At 72.8% G+C, this 17,628-nt stretch carries 14 protein-coding genes; 13 read left to right on the top strand and 1 reads right to left on the bottom strand.

Features of this window, described 5'->3' with window-relative positions:
* The 13 genes from ACGFYQ_RS13935 (at position 1) to ACGFYQ_RS13875 (ending at position 14,845) form a co-directional block, all read left to right on the top strand.
* Positions 1 to 1,485, top strand: a complete 1,485-nt coding sequence (locus ACGFYQ_RS13935) for an aldehyde dehydrogenase family protein (protein ID WP_393743428.1) — start codon at positions 1 to 3, stop codon at positions 1,483 to 1,485.
* Positions 1,422 to 2,156 carry an NADPH-dependent F420 reductase gene (locus ACGFYQ_RS13930; protein WP_393743426.1) on the top strand — a complete coding sequence of 245 codons (735 nt, stop codon included), beginning with the start codon at positions 1,422 to 1,424 and terminating at the stop codon, positions 2,154 to 2,156. Before ACGFYQ_RS13935 ends, ACGFYQ_RS13930 begins: the two co-directional genes overlap by 64 nt.
* Positions 2,141 to 2,656, top strand: a complete 516-nt coding sequence (locus tag ACGFYQ_RS13925) for a (2Fe-2S)-binding protein (RefSeq protein ID WP_393743424.1) — start codon at positions 2,141 to 2,143, stop codon at positions 2,654 to 2,656. The genes ACGFYQ_RS13930 and ACGFYQ_RS13925 overlap by 16 nt, the downstream gene beginning before the upstream one ends.
* Positions 2,657 to 2,661: 5 nt before the next feature.
* On the top strand, positions 2,662 to 5,067 hold the full coding sequence (locus ACGFYQ_RS13920; protein WP_393743422.1) for a xanthine dehydrogenase family protein molybdopterin-binding subunit: 2,406 nt from the start codon (positions 2,662 to 2,664) through the stop codon (positions 5,065 to 5,067).
* Positions 5,064 to 5,891: an FAD binding domain-containing protein gene (locus ACGFYQ_RS13915; protein ID WP_393743421.1), complete on the top strand. Its 828-nt coding sequence runs from the start codon at positions 5,064 to 5,066 to the stop codon at positions 5,889 to 5,891. Before ACGFYQ_RS13920 ends, ACGFYQ_RS13915 begins: the two co-directional genes overlap by 4 nt.
* 61 nt (positions 5,892 to 5,952) lie before the next feature.
* Positions 5,953 to 7,200, top strand: coding sequence for an MFS transporter (locus ACGFYQ_RS13910; protein WP_393743419.1), 1,248 nt, complete (start codon positions 5,953 to 5,955; stop codon positions 7,198 to 7,200).
* A complete protein-coding gene (locus ACGFYQ_RS13905) occupies positions 7,197 to 8,696 on the top strand; it encodes an ATP-binding protein (protein ID WP_393743417.1) in 1,500 nt (499 codons plus the stop codon). Before ACGFYQ_RS13910 ends, ACGFYQ_RS13905 begins: the two co-directional genes overlap by 4 nt.
* A gap of 15 nt (positions 8,697 to 8,711) precedes the next feature.
* Positions 8,712 to 9,053 carry a nuclear transport factor 2 family protein gene (locus ACGFYQ_RS13900; RefSeq protein ID WP_257557273.1) on the top strand — a complete coding sequence of 114 codons (342 nt, stop codon included), beginning with the start codon at positions 8,712 to 8,714 and terminating at the stop codon, positions 9,051 to 9,053.
* Positions 9,054 to 9,157: 104 nt separating this feature from the next.
* Positions 9,158 to 9,805 (top strand): TMEM175 family protein, encoded by a 648-nt coding sequence (locus tag ACGFYQ_RS13895; RefSeq protein WP_393743414.1) that lies wholly within the window; start codon positions 9,158 to 9,160, stop codon positions 9,803 to 9,805.
* 73 nt (positions 9,806 to 9,878) lie between these two features.
* Positions 9,879 to 11,186: an IS701 family transposase gene (locus ACGFYQ_RS13890; protein ID WP_393743412.1), complete on the top strand. Its 1,308-nt coding sequence runs from the start codon at positions 9,879 to 9,881 to the stop codon at positions 11,184 to 11,186.
* Positions 11,186 to 12,325, top strand: coding sequence for an XdhC family protein (locus ACGFYQ_RS13885; protein WP_393743410.1), 1,140 nt, complete (start codon positions 11,186 to 11,188; stop codon positions 12,323 to 12,325). Before ACGFYQ_RS13890 ends, ACGFYQ_RS13885 begins: the two co-directional genes overlap by 1 nt.
* Before the next feature lie 146 nt (positions 12,326 to 12,471).
* Positions 12,472 to 13,914 (top strand): GuaB1 family IMP dehydrogenase-related protein, encoded by a 1,443-nt coding sequence (locus ACGFYQ_RS13880; RefSeq protein ID WP_393743408.1) that lies wholly within the window; start codon positions 12,472 to 12,474, stop codon positions 13,912 to 13,914.
* A gap of 379 nt (positions 13,915 to 14,293) precedes the next feature.
* Entirely contained in the window at positions 14,294 to 14,845 is a 552-nt protein-coding gene (locus ACGFYQ_RS13875; RefSeq protein ID WP_393743406.1) for a sigma-70 family RNA polymerase sigma factor, read from the top strand.
* On the opposite strand, the gene ACGFYQ_RS13870 is transcribed toward ACGFYQ_RS13875, so the two are convergent.
* The gene (locus ACGFYQ_RS13870) at positions 14,806 to 17,613 is read right to left on the bottom strand and encodes an ATP-binding protein (protein WP_393743404.1); all 2,808 of its coding nucleotides are present in this window, start codon (positions 17,611 to 17,613) and stop codon (positions 14,806 to 14,808) included. The genes ACGFYQ_RS13875 and ACGFYQ_RS13870 overlap by 40 nt on opposite strands.
* Positions 17,614 to 17,628: the final 15 nt, after the last annotated feature.

The following is a 17,628-nucleotide window of genomic DNA, read 5'->3' as shown; positions in this document are numbered from 1 at the left end:
ATGACCAAGCGTGAGCTGAGCGGCCAGCCCTTGGCCAATCCCGGGAAGCTGTTCATCGGCGGCAAGTGGGTCTCGGCCCAGGACGGCCGTACCGAACCGGACGTCAGCCCCGTCGACGGCCAGGAGATCGTGCCGGTGGCCCAGGCCACCGCAGCCGACGCGGACGCGGCCGTCGCCGCCGCCCGCAAGGCGTACGAGGAAGGTCCGTGGAGCAGACTGTCCGCGCAGGAGCGTGCGCTCAGGCTGAACCGGGTCGGTGAGCTCATCGAGCGCGACCTGGAGGAAATCGCCCTGCTGGAGACCGTGGACATGGGCAAGCCGTTCGCCTTCTCCAGCACGGTCGACGCCCCCATGGCCGCCCAGCTCATGCACTACTACGCCGGCGCCGTGACCCGCGTCGACGGCTCCTCGCGGGCGCCGGCCGGCGGGCAGCTGGCCTACACCCTGCGCGAACCGCTGGGCGTGGTCTGCGCGATCACCCCGTTCAACTTCCCGCTGCTGCTGTCGATGACGAAGATCGCACCGGCGCTGGCGGCGGGGAACACGGTCGTGCACAAGCCCTCCCCGGCCACCCCGCTCACCGCCCTGAAGATCGCCGAGCTCTTCCAGGAGGCGGAGATCCCGGACGGTGTGCTGAACGTGATCACCGGTCCGGGCGTGGAACTGGGGGAGACCCTCACCGACCACCCGGACATCGACAAGATCGCCTTCACGGGATCCACCTCCGTCGGCCAGTCCATCATCCGCAAGGCGGCCGGCACCCTGAAGAAGGTGACGATGGAACTCGGCGGCAAGTCCGCCAACATCGTCTTCGCCGACGCCGACCTCGACGCCGCCGAGGAACTCGCCTTCTTCGGCATCTACTACAACAAGGGCGAGATCTGCACCGCCGGCTCCCGCCTGCTCCTGCACCGGCCCATCCACGACGAGATGGTCGAACGCCTGGTCCGCCGGGCCGCCGCCCTCAAGCCGGGCGACCCGCGCGACCCCGCCACGCTGTTCGGGCCGCTGGCCCACCGCGGCCAGTTCGACAAGGTCAGCTCGTACATCGAGGTCGGCGAGAAGGAAGGCGCGATCCTGCGCACCGGCGGCACCGGGTGGACCCCCGAGGGCGCCTCCAGCCAGGGCCTCTACTTCCTGCCGACCGTCTTCACCGGCGTCGACAACGGCATGCGGATCGCCCAGGAGGAGATCTTCGGCCCGGTCCTGTCGATCATCCCCTTCGACACCGAGGAGGACGCCGTGCGCATCGCCAACGACAGCGCGTACGGCCTCGCCGCCGGAGTCCACACCAAGGACCTGCGGCGCGCCCACCGCGTCGCCTCGCAGATCAAGGCGGGCACGGTCTGGGTCAACTGCTACAACCAGTACGACCCCTCCGTCCCCTACGGCGGCTACAAGGCCTCCGGCTACGGCCGCGAGTGCGGACCCGAGTCGCTGGAGAGCTACACCCAGACCAAGTCGGTCTGGATCGGCATGGACTGACACCGCGGCCCGACAGCGCGGACCGCGCGCGGAAACCAGCGATCGAGGAGCGTCACATGCGGACAGGCATCATCGGCACCGGGCGGATCGGCACGGTCCTCGCGCGGATCCTCGTGGCGGCAGGCCACGAGGTCGTGCTGGCCAACGCCCGGGGCCCGCAGACCCTCGGCCCGCTCCTGGCCGAGCTGGGCCCGGCGGCCTCGGCGGCGCACCCCGTCAAGGCCGCCGGGCAGGCCGAACTCCTGGTGCTGATGGTGCCGTTCGCCTCCGTGCGGGGGCTGCTGCCGCCGCACGTCGTACAGGACAAGGTGCTGGTGGACGCCACGAACGCGTTCAGCGGCCCCGGCGACCCCGCCGATCTCGGCGGTCGCGGCTCCAGCGACCTGGTCGCCGAGTGGTATCCCGGCGCGCAGGTCGTGAAATCCCTGAACACCATGCACTTCGAAACTCTCGCAGTCGCCGGCACCGCTGCCGGTGAGCGCCTGGCGCATTTCACGGCGGGCGACGACGGGAAAGCGAAGGAAATCGTCGCGGGAATCATCACGGATCTGGGATTCGCGCCCGTAGACACCGGCCCGCTGCACTCCGGGGGAATTCTCCAGCAGCCCGGCGGGCCCCTCTTCAACCGGCCGCTCACGGAAGCGCAGGCGCTGGCATGGATATCACACTGAACGTGAACGGAAGACCCGAGCAGTTCTCGGCGCAGCCGAACGAACTGCTCGTGGAACGGCTCCGCGACGGCCTCGGACTGACCGGCACCAAAGTCGGCTGCGACACCGGTCAGTGCGGCTCCTGCGTCGTCCAGCTCGACGGCCGGTCGGTCAAGAGCTGCCTCGTCCTCACCGCCTCCGCCGCCGGCTCCGAGGTGGCGACCATCGAGGGCGTCACCACCCCCGGCGGCGAACTGACCGGGCTCCAGGAGGCGCTGCGCCAGGAGCACGGCACCCAGTGCGGGTTCTGCACCCCGGGCATGGTCATGGCCCTCGGCGAGCTGGTCGACAACACCGCCGGCGGCGAGGCCCCCACCGAGCCGGAGATCCGTGAGTGGCTCACCGGCAACCTCTGCCGCTGCACCGGCTACCACAGCGTCGTACGCGGAGTGCAGCGCGCCTGCGCGGCCGCCCGCGTCGAGACGCCCGCCGGATCCTCCGCCGCCGGACAGGAGGCGTGAGGGACATGACCACAGTGACGGGGGAGACCTCCCTCCCGGGGAACGGCGTTCTCGGGCAGCCGCTGGACAGCCGCGAGGACCCGCAGCTGTTGCGCGGCGAGGCCAAGTACGTCGGGGACATCGACCTGCCCGGCACGGCCCACATGGCCATCCTGGGCAGCCCGGTCGCCCACGCGAAGATCCTCTCCATCGAGACCAAGGCGGCCGAGCAGCTGCCCGGCGTGCTGAAGGTGGCCACCGCCGCCGACTTCACCGACGTGATGCCGCTGCCCTGCATCTGGATACCCGGCGGGGTCGAGAGCCACTTCCCGCCCCACCCGTACGGACTTCCCGGCGCCCGCCCGGTCCTCACCGGCGACACCGTGCGCCACGTCGGCGACCCCATCGCCGTGGTCGTCGCCGAGACCCCGCGCCAGGCCGCCGCGGCGCTGGCCGCCATCGCCGTCGAGTACGAGCCGCTGCCCGTGGTCACCCGGGCCGACGAGGCGCTCGCCGAGGGCGCGCCCCAGCTGCACGAGGCGGTCCCGGGCAACCTGAACGCGTACTGGACCTGCGGCGACAAGGACCGCACCGACGCGGCCATCGCCGAAGCCGAGGTCACCGTCGAGCTCGACCTGGTGAACCAGCGCACCATCAACAGCCCCATCGAGCCGCGCGGAGCGGTCGGCGACTACAACGCCGCCACCGGCGAGTACACGCTCTACGCCTCCACCCAGGGCCCGCACAACCACCGATTCCTGCTCTCCGCGCTGGTCCTCGGCATCCCCTTCAACAAACTCAGGGTGATCGCCCCGACCGTAGGCGGCAGCTTCGGCACCAAGGGCTACCTGTACCCCGACATGGCGCTGGTCCTGCTCCTGTCCAAGGCGCTCGGCCGGCCCGTGAAGTGGGTGGACACCCGCACCGGGCTGATGAACTCCACCGTCCAGGGCCGCGACCACCGCCAGCACGTCACCCTCGCCGGTACCCGCGACGGCCGCATCACCGCCGTGCGCTGCACCAGCTACGCCAACCTCGGCGCGTACCCCTCGACGATCGGCCCCGGTGTCGCCACCGCCCTGATGGGCCGCTCCATCAGCGGGATGTACGACATCGACGCCGCCTTCTGCGAGGTCTACGCCGCCTTCACCAACACCGTCTCGCTCGGCGCCCAGCGCGGCAGCGGGCGCGCCGAGGCCGCCTTCCTGATGGAGCGCCTGGTCGACCGGTACGCCTCCGAGATCGGTATGGACCCGGCGGCGGTTCGGCGCAAGAACCTGGTGCCGACCGAGAAGTTCCCGTACGACAACGGCCTCGGCTGGACCTACGACTCCGGGAACTACCAGCTGAACTTCGACCGGGCCATCGAGCTGTCCGGCTACGCCGACATGCCGGCCCGCAAGGCCGAGGCCCGCACCCGCGGCAAGCGCCTCGGTGTCGGCCTCGCCACCTACGTCGCGATCTGCGGGGTCGGCCCCTCCACCCGGATGTCCAAGGAGGGCATGCTCGGCGGTACCTGGGAGAGCGCGAACATCCGCGTCCACCCGACCGGCGAGGTCACCGTCACCGTCGGCTCCGCCTCCACCGGCCAGAGCCACGCCACCGTCTTCGCGCAGGTCGCCGCCGAGGAGCTCGGCATCGACCCGGAGCAGGTCCAGGTCTACGAGGGGGACACCCTCAAAGCCCCCTACGGGCAGGGCACCTACGGCTCCCGCTCCTACAGCATGGCCGCGCCCGCCGTCGCCCTCACCGCCCGCAAGATCAAGGCCAAGCTGGTCCGCGCCGGCGCCGTCTTCCTCGGCATCCCCGAGGACAAGGTCGTCTACGCGGGCGGCAAGGTCTACGAAGAGGGCAACGAGGAGAACACCAAGACCTTCGCCGAGCTGGCGATGGCCATGTGGTACGGCTGGGGGCTGCCCCCGGAGATCGAGCCCGCGCTCGACGAGACCACCCACTTCGACCCGCCGGACTTCAACTACCCCTTCGGGACCCACGTCGCGGTCGTCGAGGTGGACGAACTGACCGGCGAGACCGAGGTCGTCGCCTACACCGCCGTCGACGACGCCGGGAACATCGGCAACCCGAAGGTGGTCCTCGGCCAGATCGAGGGCAGCATCGTGCACGGCCTCGGCCAGGCCCTCATGGAGGCCGCCGAGTACGACGAGAACGGGCTGCTCGTCAGCCGCGACCTGGGCCACTACGCCCTGCCGCGCGCCGCCGACGTGCCGTTCTTCGCCCTCGACAAGACCGTCACGCCCACCCCGCACAACCCGCTCGGCGCCAAGGGCGCCGGCGAGATCGCCACCGTCCCGCCCGCCGCGGCCGTCGTCAACGCCGTCGTCGACGCCCTCTCCGACCTGGGCGTCCAGCACATCGACATGCCGCTCACCCCCGAGAAGGTCTGGCGCCGCCTGAGAGGGGAAGCCGAATGATCCTCACCGAGTTCGACTACGTCCGGCCCGTCGGCCTCGACGAGGCGCTGACCCTGCTGGCCGGAACGCGCGGCGCCCGGGTGCTGGCCGGCGGCCAGACCCTGCTGCCCGACCTGCGCGCCGGCGCCGACCGGGCCGGCCTGCTGGTCGACATCCGGCGGCTGGCGGAGCTGCGGGGCATCACGCGCGGCACCGACGGTGCGGGACTGCGGATCGGCGCCCTCACCACGCTCGCCGAACTCTCCGCCGACCCGCTGGTGCTCGCCGGGGCACCGGAACTGGCCGCCGCGGCCCGCGCCAACGGCGACCCCCAGGTCCGCAACCTCGGCACCGCCGGCGGCAACCTCGCCGCCGGCGGGCGGGCCACCGACCTGCCGGTCGCCGCCATCGCCGCCGACGCCCGGGTCGAACTGGCCGGTCCCGGCGGACGGTCGACCGTGACCGCCGAGGAGTTCGCGGCCGCCGGCGCGCCCGCCGGCACGGTGGTCACCGCCCTGCTGGTGCCCGCCGCCGGACGGTCCGCCGCCTTCGAGAAGACCGCCGACCGGGCCACCCGCTACCCGGTGTGCGCCACCGCCGTACGGGTCACGCCCGACGGACCGCGCATCGCCGTCACCGGAGCCACCGCCCGCCCGCTGCGGCTGCGCGGGGTCGAAGACCGGCTGCGCGGGGGCCCGTACACGACGGACGCCGTGCTCGCGGCGTTCCGCGCCGAGCCCCGGGAGCTCTTCGTCCCCGGGCGCGGCACCTCGGCCGAGTACCTCGGCCATCTCGCGGGGGTGCTCACCGCCCGCGCGCTGGCAAGGGCCCAGGCCCTCGCCTGACCGCACATCACGGATCCCACGCGGGGTCCATCACGGGGGAGTTGAGCAAGCAGTGGCCGACATGTCCAAGACGAGCGTGGGAGTCAGCGTGCACCCGGCCGCACCGGCGGCCGACGTGCCCAGAGGCTCCGGTTTCTGGGTGGTGGGCGCGGTCCTCGTCCTGCTGATGCTCTCCTCCTCCGTGCCCTCCGCCCTCTACGTGCTCTACCAGCAGAAGTGGGACCTGTCCTCCGGCATGATCACGGTGGTCTTCGCCCTGTACGCGGTCACCGTGCTCGCCGGGCTCCTGCTGTTCGGGTCCCTGTCCGACACCCTCGGCCGGCGCCCGGTGCTGGCCGCCGGGCTGCTCCTCGCGATCGTCTCCATGGGACTCTTCGCCGGCGCCCAGGGGCTCGGGCTGCTGCTCGCCGCCCGCGCCGTGCAGGGGCTCGCCGTGGGCCTGGCCACCGGGGCGATGGGCGCGGCCCTCCTGGAACTCGCCCCCGCTTCCCGGCCCGCGCTCGGCGCCCAGGTCAACAGCGCCGGACCGACCGTGGGGATCGGGCTCGGCGGGATCGGCGCCGGCCTCCTCGTCCAGTTCGCCCCCGCGCCGACCGTCCTGAGCTACCTGCTGCTGATCGGGGCCTTCGCGGTGACCCTGGTCGGCGTGGTCCGGATGCGCGAGAGCGCCCCGGGGGCGGGGGGCCGTTTCCGGGTGGTCCCGCACCGGATCCACGTGCCGGCCGGTGCCCGCGGCCGGTTCGCCGTCCTCGTCCTGACCATCGTCGCCGTCTGGTCCGTGGGCGGCTTCTACCTCTCGCTCGGCCCGCACCTGGCCCTCTCGCTCCTGGAGTCCACCAACTACCTCGTCGGCGGAGGCACGGTCGCGCTCCTCGCGGGCGCCGCCACCGCGGCCCAGCTGATGCTGGGCCGCACCGAGGCCCTGCGGACCGCCGTGCTCGGGCTGTGCGGACTGCTCGCCGGGCTCGCCCTGGTCCTGCTCGCGCTGGGTCTCGGCTCGGCCGCGGTGTTCCTGGTGGCCACCGCGGTCCTCGGCAGCGGCTGGGGGGCCGCCTTCCTGGGCTCCTTCCGCGCGCTGAGCGCACTCGCCGACCCGGCGCACCGGGGCGAACTGACCGCCGCCGTCTACGTCTTCGCGTACCTCGCGATGAGCGTGCCGGCGGTGCTCGCCGGGATGCTCACCAACATCCACGGGCTGCACCGCACCTCCGTCGGCTTCATGGCCGCCGTCGCCGGGGTGTGCGCGCTGGCCCTGCTGGTCACCCTGAGGCTGGCCGCCCGCACCCGGGCGGAGGGGAGCACGGCATGAACCCCCTGGAGCTGAGGTCCGCGCTGCGCGGGCTGGAGATCTTCGCCGGGATCACGGAGGACCAGCTGGACTGGCTGGTCTCGGTCTCCGAGCCCCGGGTCCTCGCCGACGGCGAGGTGCTCTTCCGGGACGGCGAGGAGGCGACCGGATTCCACGTCCTGCTCTCGGGCGGGCTCGTCGTCACCAAGGTCGTCGACGGCCGGGAGGAGGTGCTCACCCGGCACTCCACCGAGGAGGAGAGTGCCGCCGCCGAGGACCACGACGGCAAACCGTCGGCCGCCCACCGGTTCACCGGCGAACTGCCGCTGCTGACCGACGGCGCCTACGTGGCCACCGCGGCCGCGAGCGGGCCGTCGACCACCGTCGTGGCCTACGCGAAGCCGGTCTTCTTCGAGATGCTGACCCGCTGCCACGGGGTGGCCGCCGTCCTGATACCCGTGCTGGCCTGGCGGATCAAGTCCTCCGAGGTGCAGGCCCGCAAACGGGCCACTGTGGAGGCGCTCGGCACCCTCGCCGCTGGCCTGGCCCACGAGCTGAACAATCCGGCGGCCGCCGTGGCCCGGGCGGCGCAGGAGCTGGCCCCCGCCCTGGACCGGCTCACCCGCACCGCCCAGGCCTGGGGCGCGGCCGCCACCGGCGCGGAGCGCTCCGTACTCGACCGGCTCGCCGACGAACTGGACAAGCTGCCGCCGCCGGAGATCACCGATCCGTTCGCCCAGGCCGACGCCGAGGAGGAGATCGCCGACTGGGCCGAGGAGGCGGGCACGGAACGGCCCGGGCTGCTCGGCTCGGGCGTCGCGGACCTCGGGCTGGAGCTGGGCTGGCTGCTGGAGCGGCTGGAGGGCGTCGGCGAGCCGGCCCTCGCGGCCGCCCTGGACCACCTGGCGGCGCTGCTGGAGATCCGCTCGCTCGCCGCGGAGCTCCGGGCGGCCGGCCCGCGCATCTCCCAACTCGTCGCCGCCACCCGGGATTACGCCAATCTCGACCGCGCGCCCGAACAGCGCTTCTCGGTGACCGACGGAATGGAGAACACGCTGGTCGTACTGCGTGCCAAGCTCGCCGGGATCAGCATCGTCCGCGCGTACGAGCCGGACCTGCCCGAACTGACGGGCTATCCGAGCGAGTTGAACCAGGTGTGGACGAACCTGGTCGACAACGCCGCCGAGGCCATGGAGGGCGCCGGCGTCCTCACCCTGCGCGCCCGGGCCGAAGGCGTCTGCATGGTCGTGGAGATCACCGACACCGGCCGCGGCATCCCGGAGGAATCCCTGCCGCGGATCTTCGAACCCTTCTACACGACCAAGGACGTGGGCAAGGGCACGGGCCTGGGGCTGCACCTCAGCTACCGCATCGTGACCCAGCGCCACCACGGGTCGATCGCGGCCCGCTCACGCCCGGGCGAGACCCGGATGGTCGTCCGGCTGCCGTTCGCCGGCAGCGCGCAGTCCTGCGCCTCACCTGCCGCAACACCAGAAGTACCCACCTCCACCAGTTGAACGAACGGAGTCGACATGGCCAAGTACGACATCTCCAAGCTGCACCCGGTGTTCGTGCGCCAGATGGAAGCGCTGGCCGCCCTGGACATCGAGGCGGTAATGAAGAACTACACCGACGACGCGGTGCTGTTGCGCTTCGAGGGCGTCTCGGTCGGCATCGACGCCGTTCGCGAGACGTTCACCGGCTATCTCACGGTGAAGCCCACCCTGGTCGAACTCCAGGAGTACATCGAGACGGACGACACCATCTTCTACCGGGCGATCATGAACCTGAACGGTGAACCGGAGCACGCGTTCGGGACACTTGTGGTCCGCGATGGCCGAATCTGGCGGCAGACTGCCGGGTTCGGCGGCTGACCGGAGAAATCTGGGTAGCGTGTGCGGGGAGGGCGGCGGACGTGCGCCCTCCCCGTATGTGTGGCGGGTCGTAGATATATGCAAGAAATGGTGAAGGGGAGGCCATGGAACGCGAAACCGGACGGGTCGAGGCATTCAGTGATGGTGTATTTGCCATCATCATTACCATCCTCGTCCTGGAATTGAAGGTTCCGGAAGAAGCGGGATCCGAGTTCTGGCACGGAGTCCGGGAACAGTGGCCGCATTACGCCGCCTATGTGGTGAGTTTCCTCATCATCGGTGTGATGTGGGTGAACCACCACACCATCTTCAGTCACCTCAAGCGGGTCGACCGCCCGCTGTTGTTCCTGAATCTCCTGGTGCTCATGGTGGTGTCGGTGATTCCCTACACCACCAACGTCCTCGCCGAACACCTCATGGAGGAAGGCGGCTCGGCCAACGCGGCGGCCGTCCTCTACAGCCTCGTCACGGTGGCCTACGCCTTGGCGTTCCTGGCCTTCTGGTGGTACGTCACCCGGGTGGGACACCTCTTCCACGAACACGTCGACAAGGAAGGCGCCAGGGCGACGAGGGTGCGCTTCGGCCTCGGCGCCATCGCCTACCCCTTGACCGTCATCCTGGCGTTCTTCTCCGCACCGCTCACCCTTGTCGCCCACTTCCTGATCGCGATCTACTATGCGGCGAACCAGATCCCCATCCCCCTCGTGGTAGAGGAAGAGCGGCTCGAAACTGCCAGCGACCTCAGGAAGTAGCCGCCGGGGCCTACGGCCGTTCTCCGCGGTCAAGTAGGGTATTGGATCTAGCTGGTCGCGGGGGAGGCACCAGATGGCTCGCTTAGTCCTGCCGGAGGATTCCACGAAGGAAATCTCCGAATTGATCGACGTTCTGATCTCTCTTCTCTTCGAGTCCTTACCCCGGCGGGACCAGCGAAACTGGGCCCGCGTTTATCTGAACGGCCTGGTGCGGACCAAAGGGAAGAAAACAATCCGCAACATCGCCGGAACCGGAGCCAGTTCCGTCGAGCAGAGCCTGCAGCAGTTCATCAGCAAGTCCCCCTGGGACTGGACCCCGGTCCGCCGCTCCCTCGCCCAGCACCTCGAACGCACCGCGCAGCGCCCGCTGGCCTGGGTGCTCCAGCCCATGGTCATAGAGAAGGCAGGCGACCGCTCGGTCGGCGTCGGCCGGCAGTTCGTCCCCCAGCTCGGCCGCACCGCCAACTGTCAGCAGGCCAGCGGGATCTGGCTCGCCTCCAGCGAGGCGAGCTTCCCGGTCGAATGGACCCTCACCCTCCCCGGGCCCTGGACCAGCGAACTCCTGCGCCGCCGCAGGGCCGGCATCCCCGACACGGCCCGCTCCCTCACCCCCGCCCAGGACGCCGTACACGCCGTTCAGCGGATGGCCGCCACCTGGCAACTCCAGCGCCGGCCCGTGGTGATGGAGGTCGCCAACGGCGATCTCCCGCAGAGCATCGAGTCCTTCGCCCTCCAGGACATCCCCTTCGTCTTCAAGGTCGACGGCTCGCTGCCCGTCTCCTTCGGCGGCGCCGGCCGCCACAAGCCGGGCCCGCACACCGCGCCCGCCCGCGAGCTCATCGACTCCCTGCGCTCCCAGCGCCGCGTCGTCGAATGGACCCGGCACGGCCGGGCCGAAGGTGCCGTGACCCTGCTGACCTCGGCCTCCATCCTCGCCACCCCCAGCGAGGACCGGCCCGCACCCGCACCGTCGACCCCGCTGCTGCTGGTCGGGGCCTGGACCGAAGCCGCGCTGCTGCCCTCCGAGTTCTGGATCACCAACATCGGCGACCGGCCCCTCGCCCAGCTGTTCCTGCTCGCCAAACTCACCGACCGCGTCTCCCTCGACTTCACCGAGACCTGCGAACCCGTGGGCATCCGTGACTTCGAGGGCCGCTCCTTCCGCGGCTGGCACCACCACGCCACCCTGGCGAGCGTCGCCCACGCAGCGAAACTCCTGGGCGCGCGCGACCCGGCGGCCGACGCGTACAGCGGACCCGCCCGCGCCGCCGCCCGCGCCGCCACGGGCCGGCCGACCGCCACCCGGCCGCCGGCCCCGGCCGTCATGCCGCCCAGGCCGCTCATCCCCGGACAGACCCCGCGCCGCGAGTACATCCGCTGATGCTCGACATAGCCGACGAGCTACGCGCGTGGTGCGCCGCGCGCCGGGAATTCGCCCTGGCCACCGTCGTCTCCGTCAGCGGGAGCGCCCCGCGCGGACCGGGCGCCTCGCTCGCCGTCGACGACTGGGGCACCGCGCTCGGCTCCGTCTCCGGGGGCTGCGTGGAGTCCGCCGTGCACGAGCTCTGCCTCGACGCGATCGAATCCGGCCGGGGTGGCCTGCACCGCTTCGGCTACAGCGACGACGACGCCTTCGCCGTGGGACTCACCTGCGGGGGAGTCCTGGACGTCCTGGTCACCCCGGTGCGCGGGCGCGACCCCGTGCGCCCGGTCCTCGGCTCGGTGCTCGACGCCGCCGCCGGCGGGACGCGGGCCGCGCTGGCCCGGGTGGTCTCCGGCCCGCCGCTCCAGCTCGGCCGGGCACTCGCCGTGCACGCCGACGGATCGTACGAGGGCTCCCTGGGCGGCGGCGCGGAGCTGGACCGGGCCGCCGCCGAGCAGGTCAGAGCGCTGCTGCTGGCCGGGCGCACGGGCACCGTCGAGCTCGGCACGGCCGGCGGGCTGTGCGGGGAGCCGTTGACCCTGCTGGTCGAATCGGCCGCCGAACCGCCCCGGCTGATCGTCTACGGAGCCATCGACTTCGCCGCGGCCCTGGCGCGGATCGGCGCCTTCCTGGGCCACCGGGTCACCGTGTGCGACGCCCGGCCCGTCTTCGCGACCCCCGCCCGCTTCCCCGGAGCCGACGAGGTGGTCGTCGACTGGCCGCACCGGCACCTGGCCGCGGAACGGGACGCGGGCCGGCTGGACGCCCGTACCGCCGTGTGCGTCCTCACCCACGATGCCAAGTTCGACGTGCCGCTCCTCGCGCTCGCCCTGCGGCTGCCGCTGGCCTACGTCGGAGCCATGGGATCGCGGCGCACCCACGCCGAACGGGTCGCGCGGCTGCGCGAGGAAGGAGTGCCGCAGGCCGCGCTGGACCGGCTGCGTTCCCCGATCGGCCTCGACCTGGGCGGCGCGACCCCCGAGGAGACGGCCCTGGCCATCGCGGCCGAGTTCACGGCGGTCCGGCACGGCGGATCGGCGCTCCCGCTGGTGGCAAGCCGCCTGCCGATCCACCGCCGGAGGACCAAAGTCCCGTAGGAAACGACCAGGCGGCCCGGTATGTCCTGGACGATCGGCCCGGGCGGTGTAAACCCCAGGTCATGGGAGAATGAAGTACGTGCGTTTCCTCGGCTGCCCTGTCGAGGCCATAGAAGGATCCTTCGATCGACTGGGATGTTCAGCACGTGCGTTTCCTCAATGACCAGAAGCCGCCGTACGACCTGACGTACGACGATGTGTTCATGGTGCCGAGCCGCTCCGCGGTCGGTTCCCGTCAGGGCGTCGACCTCTCCGCGCCCGACGGCACCGGCACCACCATTCCGCTCGTCGTGGCGAACATGACCGCCATCGCGGGCCGCCGGATGGCCGAGACGGTCGCCCGCCGCGGCGGCATCGTCGTCATCCCGCAGGACATCCCGATCGAGGTCGTCACCGACGTCATCTCCTGGGTGAAGACCCGCCACCTCGTCCTCGACACCCCGATCACGCTGGCGCCCACCCAGACCGTGGCCGACGCGCTGTCCCTGCTGCCCAAGCGCGCCCACGGCGCCGGCGTCGTCGTCGACGGCGAGGGCCGCCCGGTCGGCGTCGTCACCGACCACGACCTCACCGGCGTGGACCGCTTCACCCAGCTCTCCGAGGTCATGTCGAAGGAGCTGCTGCTCATCGACGCCGACATCGACCCCCGCGAGGCGTTCAACAAGCTCGACGCCGGCCACCGCAAGCTGGCCCCGGCGGTCGACAAGGACGGCAAGCTCGTCGGCATCCTCACCCGCAAGGGCGCGCTGCGCGCGACCCTGTACACCCCCGCCACCGACGCGAACGGCAAGCTGCGCATCGCGGCCGCCGTCGGGATCAACGGCGACTTCGTGCAGAAGGCCAAGCAGCTGCTCGACGCGGGCGTGGACACGCTCGTCATCGACACGGCGCACGGCCACCAGGAGTCGATGATCAACGCGATCAAGGCCGTCCGCGCGCTGGACCCGCAGGTCCCGATCGTGGCCGGCAACATCGTCGCCGCCGAGGGCGTGCGCGACCTGATCGAGGCCGGCGCGGACATCATCAAGGTCGGTGTGGGCCCCGGCGCCATGTGCACCACCCGCATGATGACCGGCGTGGGCCGCCCGCAGTTCTCCGCGGTGCTGGAGTGCGCGGCGGAGGCCAAGAAGTTCGGCAAGCACGTGTGGGCCGACGGCGGTGTCCGTCACCCGCGCGACGTGGCGATGGCGCTGGCCGCCGGCGCGTCGAACGTCATGATCGGCTCCTGGTTCGCCGGTACGTACGAGTCCCCGGGCGACCTCCAGCAGTCCGCCGACGGGCGCCTGTACAAGGAGTCCTTCGGTATGGCGTCGGCGCGTGCGGTGCAGAACCGTACGAGCGAGGAGTCGGCCTACGACCGGGCCCGCAAGGGTCTGTTCGAGGAGGGCATCTCCACCTCGCGCATGTTCCTCGACCCGGCCCGTCCGGGCGTCGAGGACCTGATCGACTCGATCATCGCGGGTGTCCGCTCGTCCTGCACCTACGCGGGTGCGGGCTCCCTCGCGGAGTTCGAGGAGAAGGCCGTGGTCGGCGTCCAGTCCGCCGCGGGCTACGCCGAGGGCAAGCCGCTGCACGCCAGCTGGAGCTAGGTTTCCTTTCCCGTGGCCCCGGTCGTCCGCCCTGGACGGCCGGGGCCACGCGCGTACCCGGGCGCGCGCCCGCTGCCGGGGGCTCCGCCACCAGACCCTCCCCCAGACTCCGTCCGGGGGCACCCCCAGCGCGCCAAACGCCGGCGGGGCTGGATTGCCCGCAGGGCAATTTCAGCCCCGCCGGCGTTTGAGGCGCCGCCGGAGGCATGTCCAGCCCCGCCGGCGATTGAGGCGCGGGTCCGGGCGGAGCCCGGCAGGGGACCGTTCGGCGTGCCGTTCGACCGGTCGGCGATCGGTGCGGCGGGATACGCCAAGCGGCGGATAACTCCACGGCACCGCTCCGTCACGCTCAGGTCATCCGACCTGGAAGGGGCACCCCGTGACCAGCACCCTCACCCGTCGCACCGACGCGCACGCCCTCGCCCGGCTGCACAGCGAGCACGGCAAGGCCCTCTACGGCTTCCTCCTCGGCCTGACCTTCGGCGACCGGCACCGCGCGGAGGACCTGCTCCAGGAGACGCTGTTCCGCGCCTGGACGCACCCCGAGGCCCTGGAGAGCGGCCACGCCTCCATGCGGCCCTGGCTCTACACCGTCGGCCGGCGCCTGGCCATCGACGCCCGGCGGGCCCGCCAGGTGCGCCCCGCCGAGGTCGGGCCGGACGCCCTGGAGCACTCCCCGGCAGCCGACGACCGTACCGAGGAGGCCGTCACCTCCCTCGACCTCCGCGAAGCCCTGCGATTACTCAGCCCCGAGCACCGCGCCGTGCTGGTGCAGATCTACTTCCGGGGGGCCTCGGTCTGCGAGGCCGCCGAGGTGCTCGGCGTGCCCCCCGGGACCGTGAAGTCCCGTACGCACTACGCCTTACGGGCGCTGCGCGCCGCCATGCCCGGCTACGGACCCGGCGCCCCCTGCGCCCGGGCGGCCGCCTGAGCCGCCACCGCCGCGCGGGAGCGGACCTGGAGCTTGGCCAGGATGTGCGACACGTGCGTCTGCACCGTCCTGCGCGACAGGAACAGCGCGCTCGCGATCTCCGGATTCGACCGGCCCTGCGCCACCAGCAGCGCCACCTTCAGCTCGGCCGGGGTCAGCGCCTCCCAGCCGTTCGCCGGCCGCCGCCGCGCCGACCGGCTGCCCCGGCGCACCCCCAGGCTCCGCAGCCGGGCATCGGCCCGCGCGATGTCCCACAGGGCGCCCAGGTCCTCGTACGCCGCCACCGCGCGCGTCAGCGCCGACCGGGAGCCGGCCAGGTCGCCGTGCCAGGCCCGGGCCACCGCCAGGTCCTCCAGGGTGTGGCCCAGCACCAGCGGCCACCCGCCGCGCTCCCCCCGCGCCACCGCCTCCGCCAGCAGCTCCGGATCCTGCGCGAACAGGCCCCGGCAGCGCAGCAGGGCCAGCGCCGGACCCGGGTAATCGGGCAGCGCCGCCGCCAGGCGCCCGCACGCCGCCACCGCCTCCCGCGCCGTAGCGGTCTCCCCGCTCTCCAGGGCGAGCCGGACGATCTCCGACAGCACCCAGGGGCGCTCGTACGACACCACCTCCTCCGCGTCGTCCGCCAGCTCGGGCAGCAGCGCGCGCAGCGCGTCGGCCGGGCGTCCGTCCCGCTCCGCCAACAGGGCCCGGGCCAGCAGCACATGGGAGGCGTACCGGCGCGCGGCGGACGTGGCGAAGGCGTCGGCCGGCAGGTCCGCGAGCTCCGTGCCCGCCGCCTCCCGCTCGTCGCGGTGGCCCAGCACCAGAGCCCGCAGCCCGTGCACCACCACCGGCAGCCAGCCGTCGGACACCGGCAGCTCGCGCGCCCGGGCCACGCCGGACAGGGCTTCGTCCCAGTCGCCGAGCCGGTAGTGGAACTCGGCGAGCCGGGCCTCGGTCACCACCAGCCGCCCCGTCGAGCCGGTCGCGGCCGCCAGCTCCCGCGCCTCACCGAGCGCGGCGGCCACGATGTCCGGCTCGTCGAAGCGCAGGTGGCCCTCCGCCTGGTTCGCCAGCAGCAGCAGCCGCATGTCGTTGGCGGCCGGGCTGCGCCGCGCACAGGCGATCCCCTCCGCGACGTGGTGCAGCGAGTCCCGCCCGCGCCCCAGGTGGAACAGCGCGAACGACATCGCGTGATGGGCCTCCGCCGCGCACAGCGGATCGCCCAGCCGCCGCGCCCCCGCCACCACCGGCCCGGCCAGCGCGAACGCCTCGGCCGGCCGGTGCAGATCGGCCAGCGCCAGCACCCGGCAGGCTTCCAGCCGCAGCCGCCGGACGGCCGAGGGGAACTGCTCGGCCAGGGCCCGTTCCGTCACCGCGAGGGAGCGGGCCATGTCCCCCTGGATCATCAGCGCCGACACCAGCTTGAAGTCCACCGCCGCCCGCCGGTCGGGATCCGTGGTCCGGGCCCGCAGCGCGTCGAGGAGAGCCGCGGACTCCGTTCGCCGCAGCGTCAGCGCCGCGTCCGCAAGCTGCTCCTCCAGCGCCTCCAGGGTCTCCCGCTCCCGCGGATCGCCCTGCGCGATGGCCCGCTCCAGCAGCTCGGCCGCGGCACCCGGGGCCGCGGCGATCAGGGCCGGCGCCGAAGCGGCCAGCCAACGCACCGCCCAGGGGCTCAGCCGGCCGCCGCGCAGCAGCTGTCCGGCGGTCCGGGCCGGGTCCAGCCCCGCCTCGGCGAAGGCCCGGGCGGCGTCCTGGTGCAGGGCCGTGCGCAGGGCCCCCGGCGTCTGCGCGTACAGCGCCCGCCGCAGCGCCGGGTGGCGGAAGCGCAGCCGGTCCCCGGTGTCCTCCAGCAGCCCCGCCAGGAGCGGCTCCTCCAGATCCGCGAGCAACTCCCGTGCGGGCCTGGACTGTACGAGGGCCAGCTCGCGTGCGGTGAACGCCGGGCCCAGCATCGCCGCATGCCGCAGGGTGGTGCGCGCCGGACCGGAGAGACAGTCGAGCCCCCGGGCCACGGAGGCGGGCGGCGTCGGCAACTCGGCGACCGCGACGGACAGTTCCGCGCAGCCGTCCTCGACCCGGATCAGCCCGGACCAGTGGGCGAGCAGGTCCCGCAGCAGCCGGGGATTGCCACCGGCCTGCTCCGCCGCCTCCCGCAGCCGCGGCCCGGGCGGCGCCCCCAGAAGGCCGCGGACCATCCCGGCCGACTCCGCCGCGGTCAGCGGCTCCAGCCGGACCGTGCGCCCGCCCGGTGCCGCGCACAGCCGCTGCGCCCCCGGCCGGCGGGGCAGCGGCCGCCGGGTCGCCGCCAGCAGCAGCGGAAGCCGCCCGGCCGCCGCCGTGCGGGCCAGGCGCCGCCACAGGAGCAGGCTGGCCGGATCCGCCCAGTGCGCGTCGTCCAGCACCAGCAGCAGCGGCCGCTGCGCACACCACTCCTCGACCCCGGCCACCAGCAGGTCCATCGCCGCCAGCAGGGCGCCGCCGGGCGCCACCGCCCCCTCGGCCTCCCGCAGCAGGGCGACGACGGCCGCCCGGGCGGGGCCCGAAGGGTGCACGCAGTCCAGCGCGGCACGCAGCGGCAGGTCCGCCGCGAGCGCGTCGGCCGCCCCGTACCGCACCCGGCAGCCCAGCGCCGCCGCCTGCACCAGCGCCTCCCGGACGAAGGAGGTCCGGCCCGCGCCGGGCTCCCCCTCGACGATCAGGCAGGCGCCATGAGCACCGCCGCCCTCCGCACCCTCCCGTACCCATGCCCGCAACTCGTCACGGTGCTGCTCTCGCCCGACCCGCACGTCGGCGATCCTTCC

The sequence above is a fragment of the Streptomyces sp. NPDC048258 genome (assembly GCF_043201995.1).
Lineage (GTDB): Bacteria > Actinomycetota > Actinomycetes > Streptomycetales > Streptomycetaceae > Streptomyces.
Note: the sequence above shows the minus strand (reverse complement) of the source record. Positions and strands in the feature narration are given on the sequence as shown.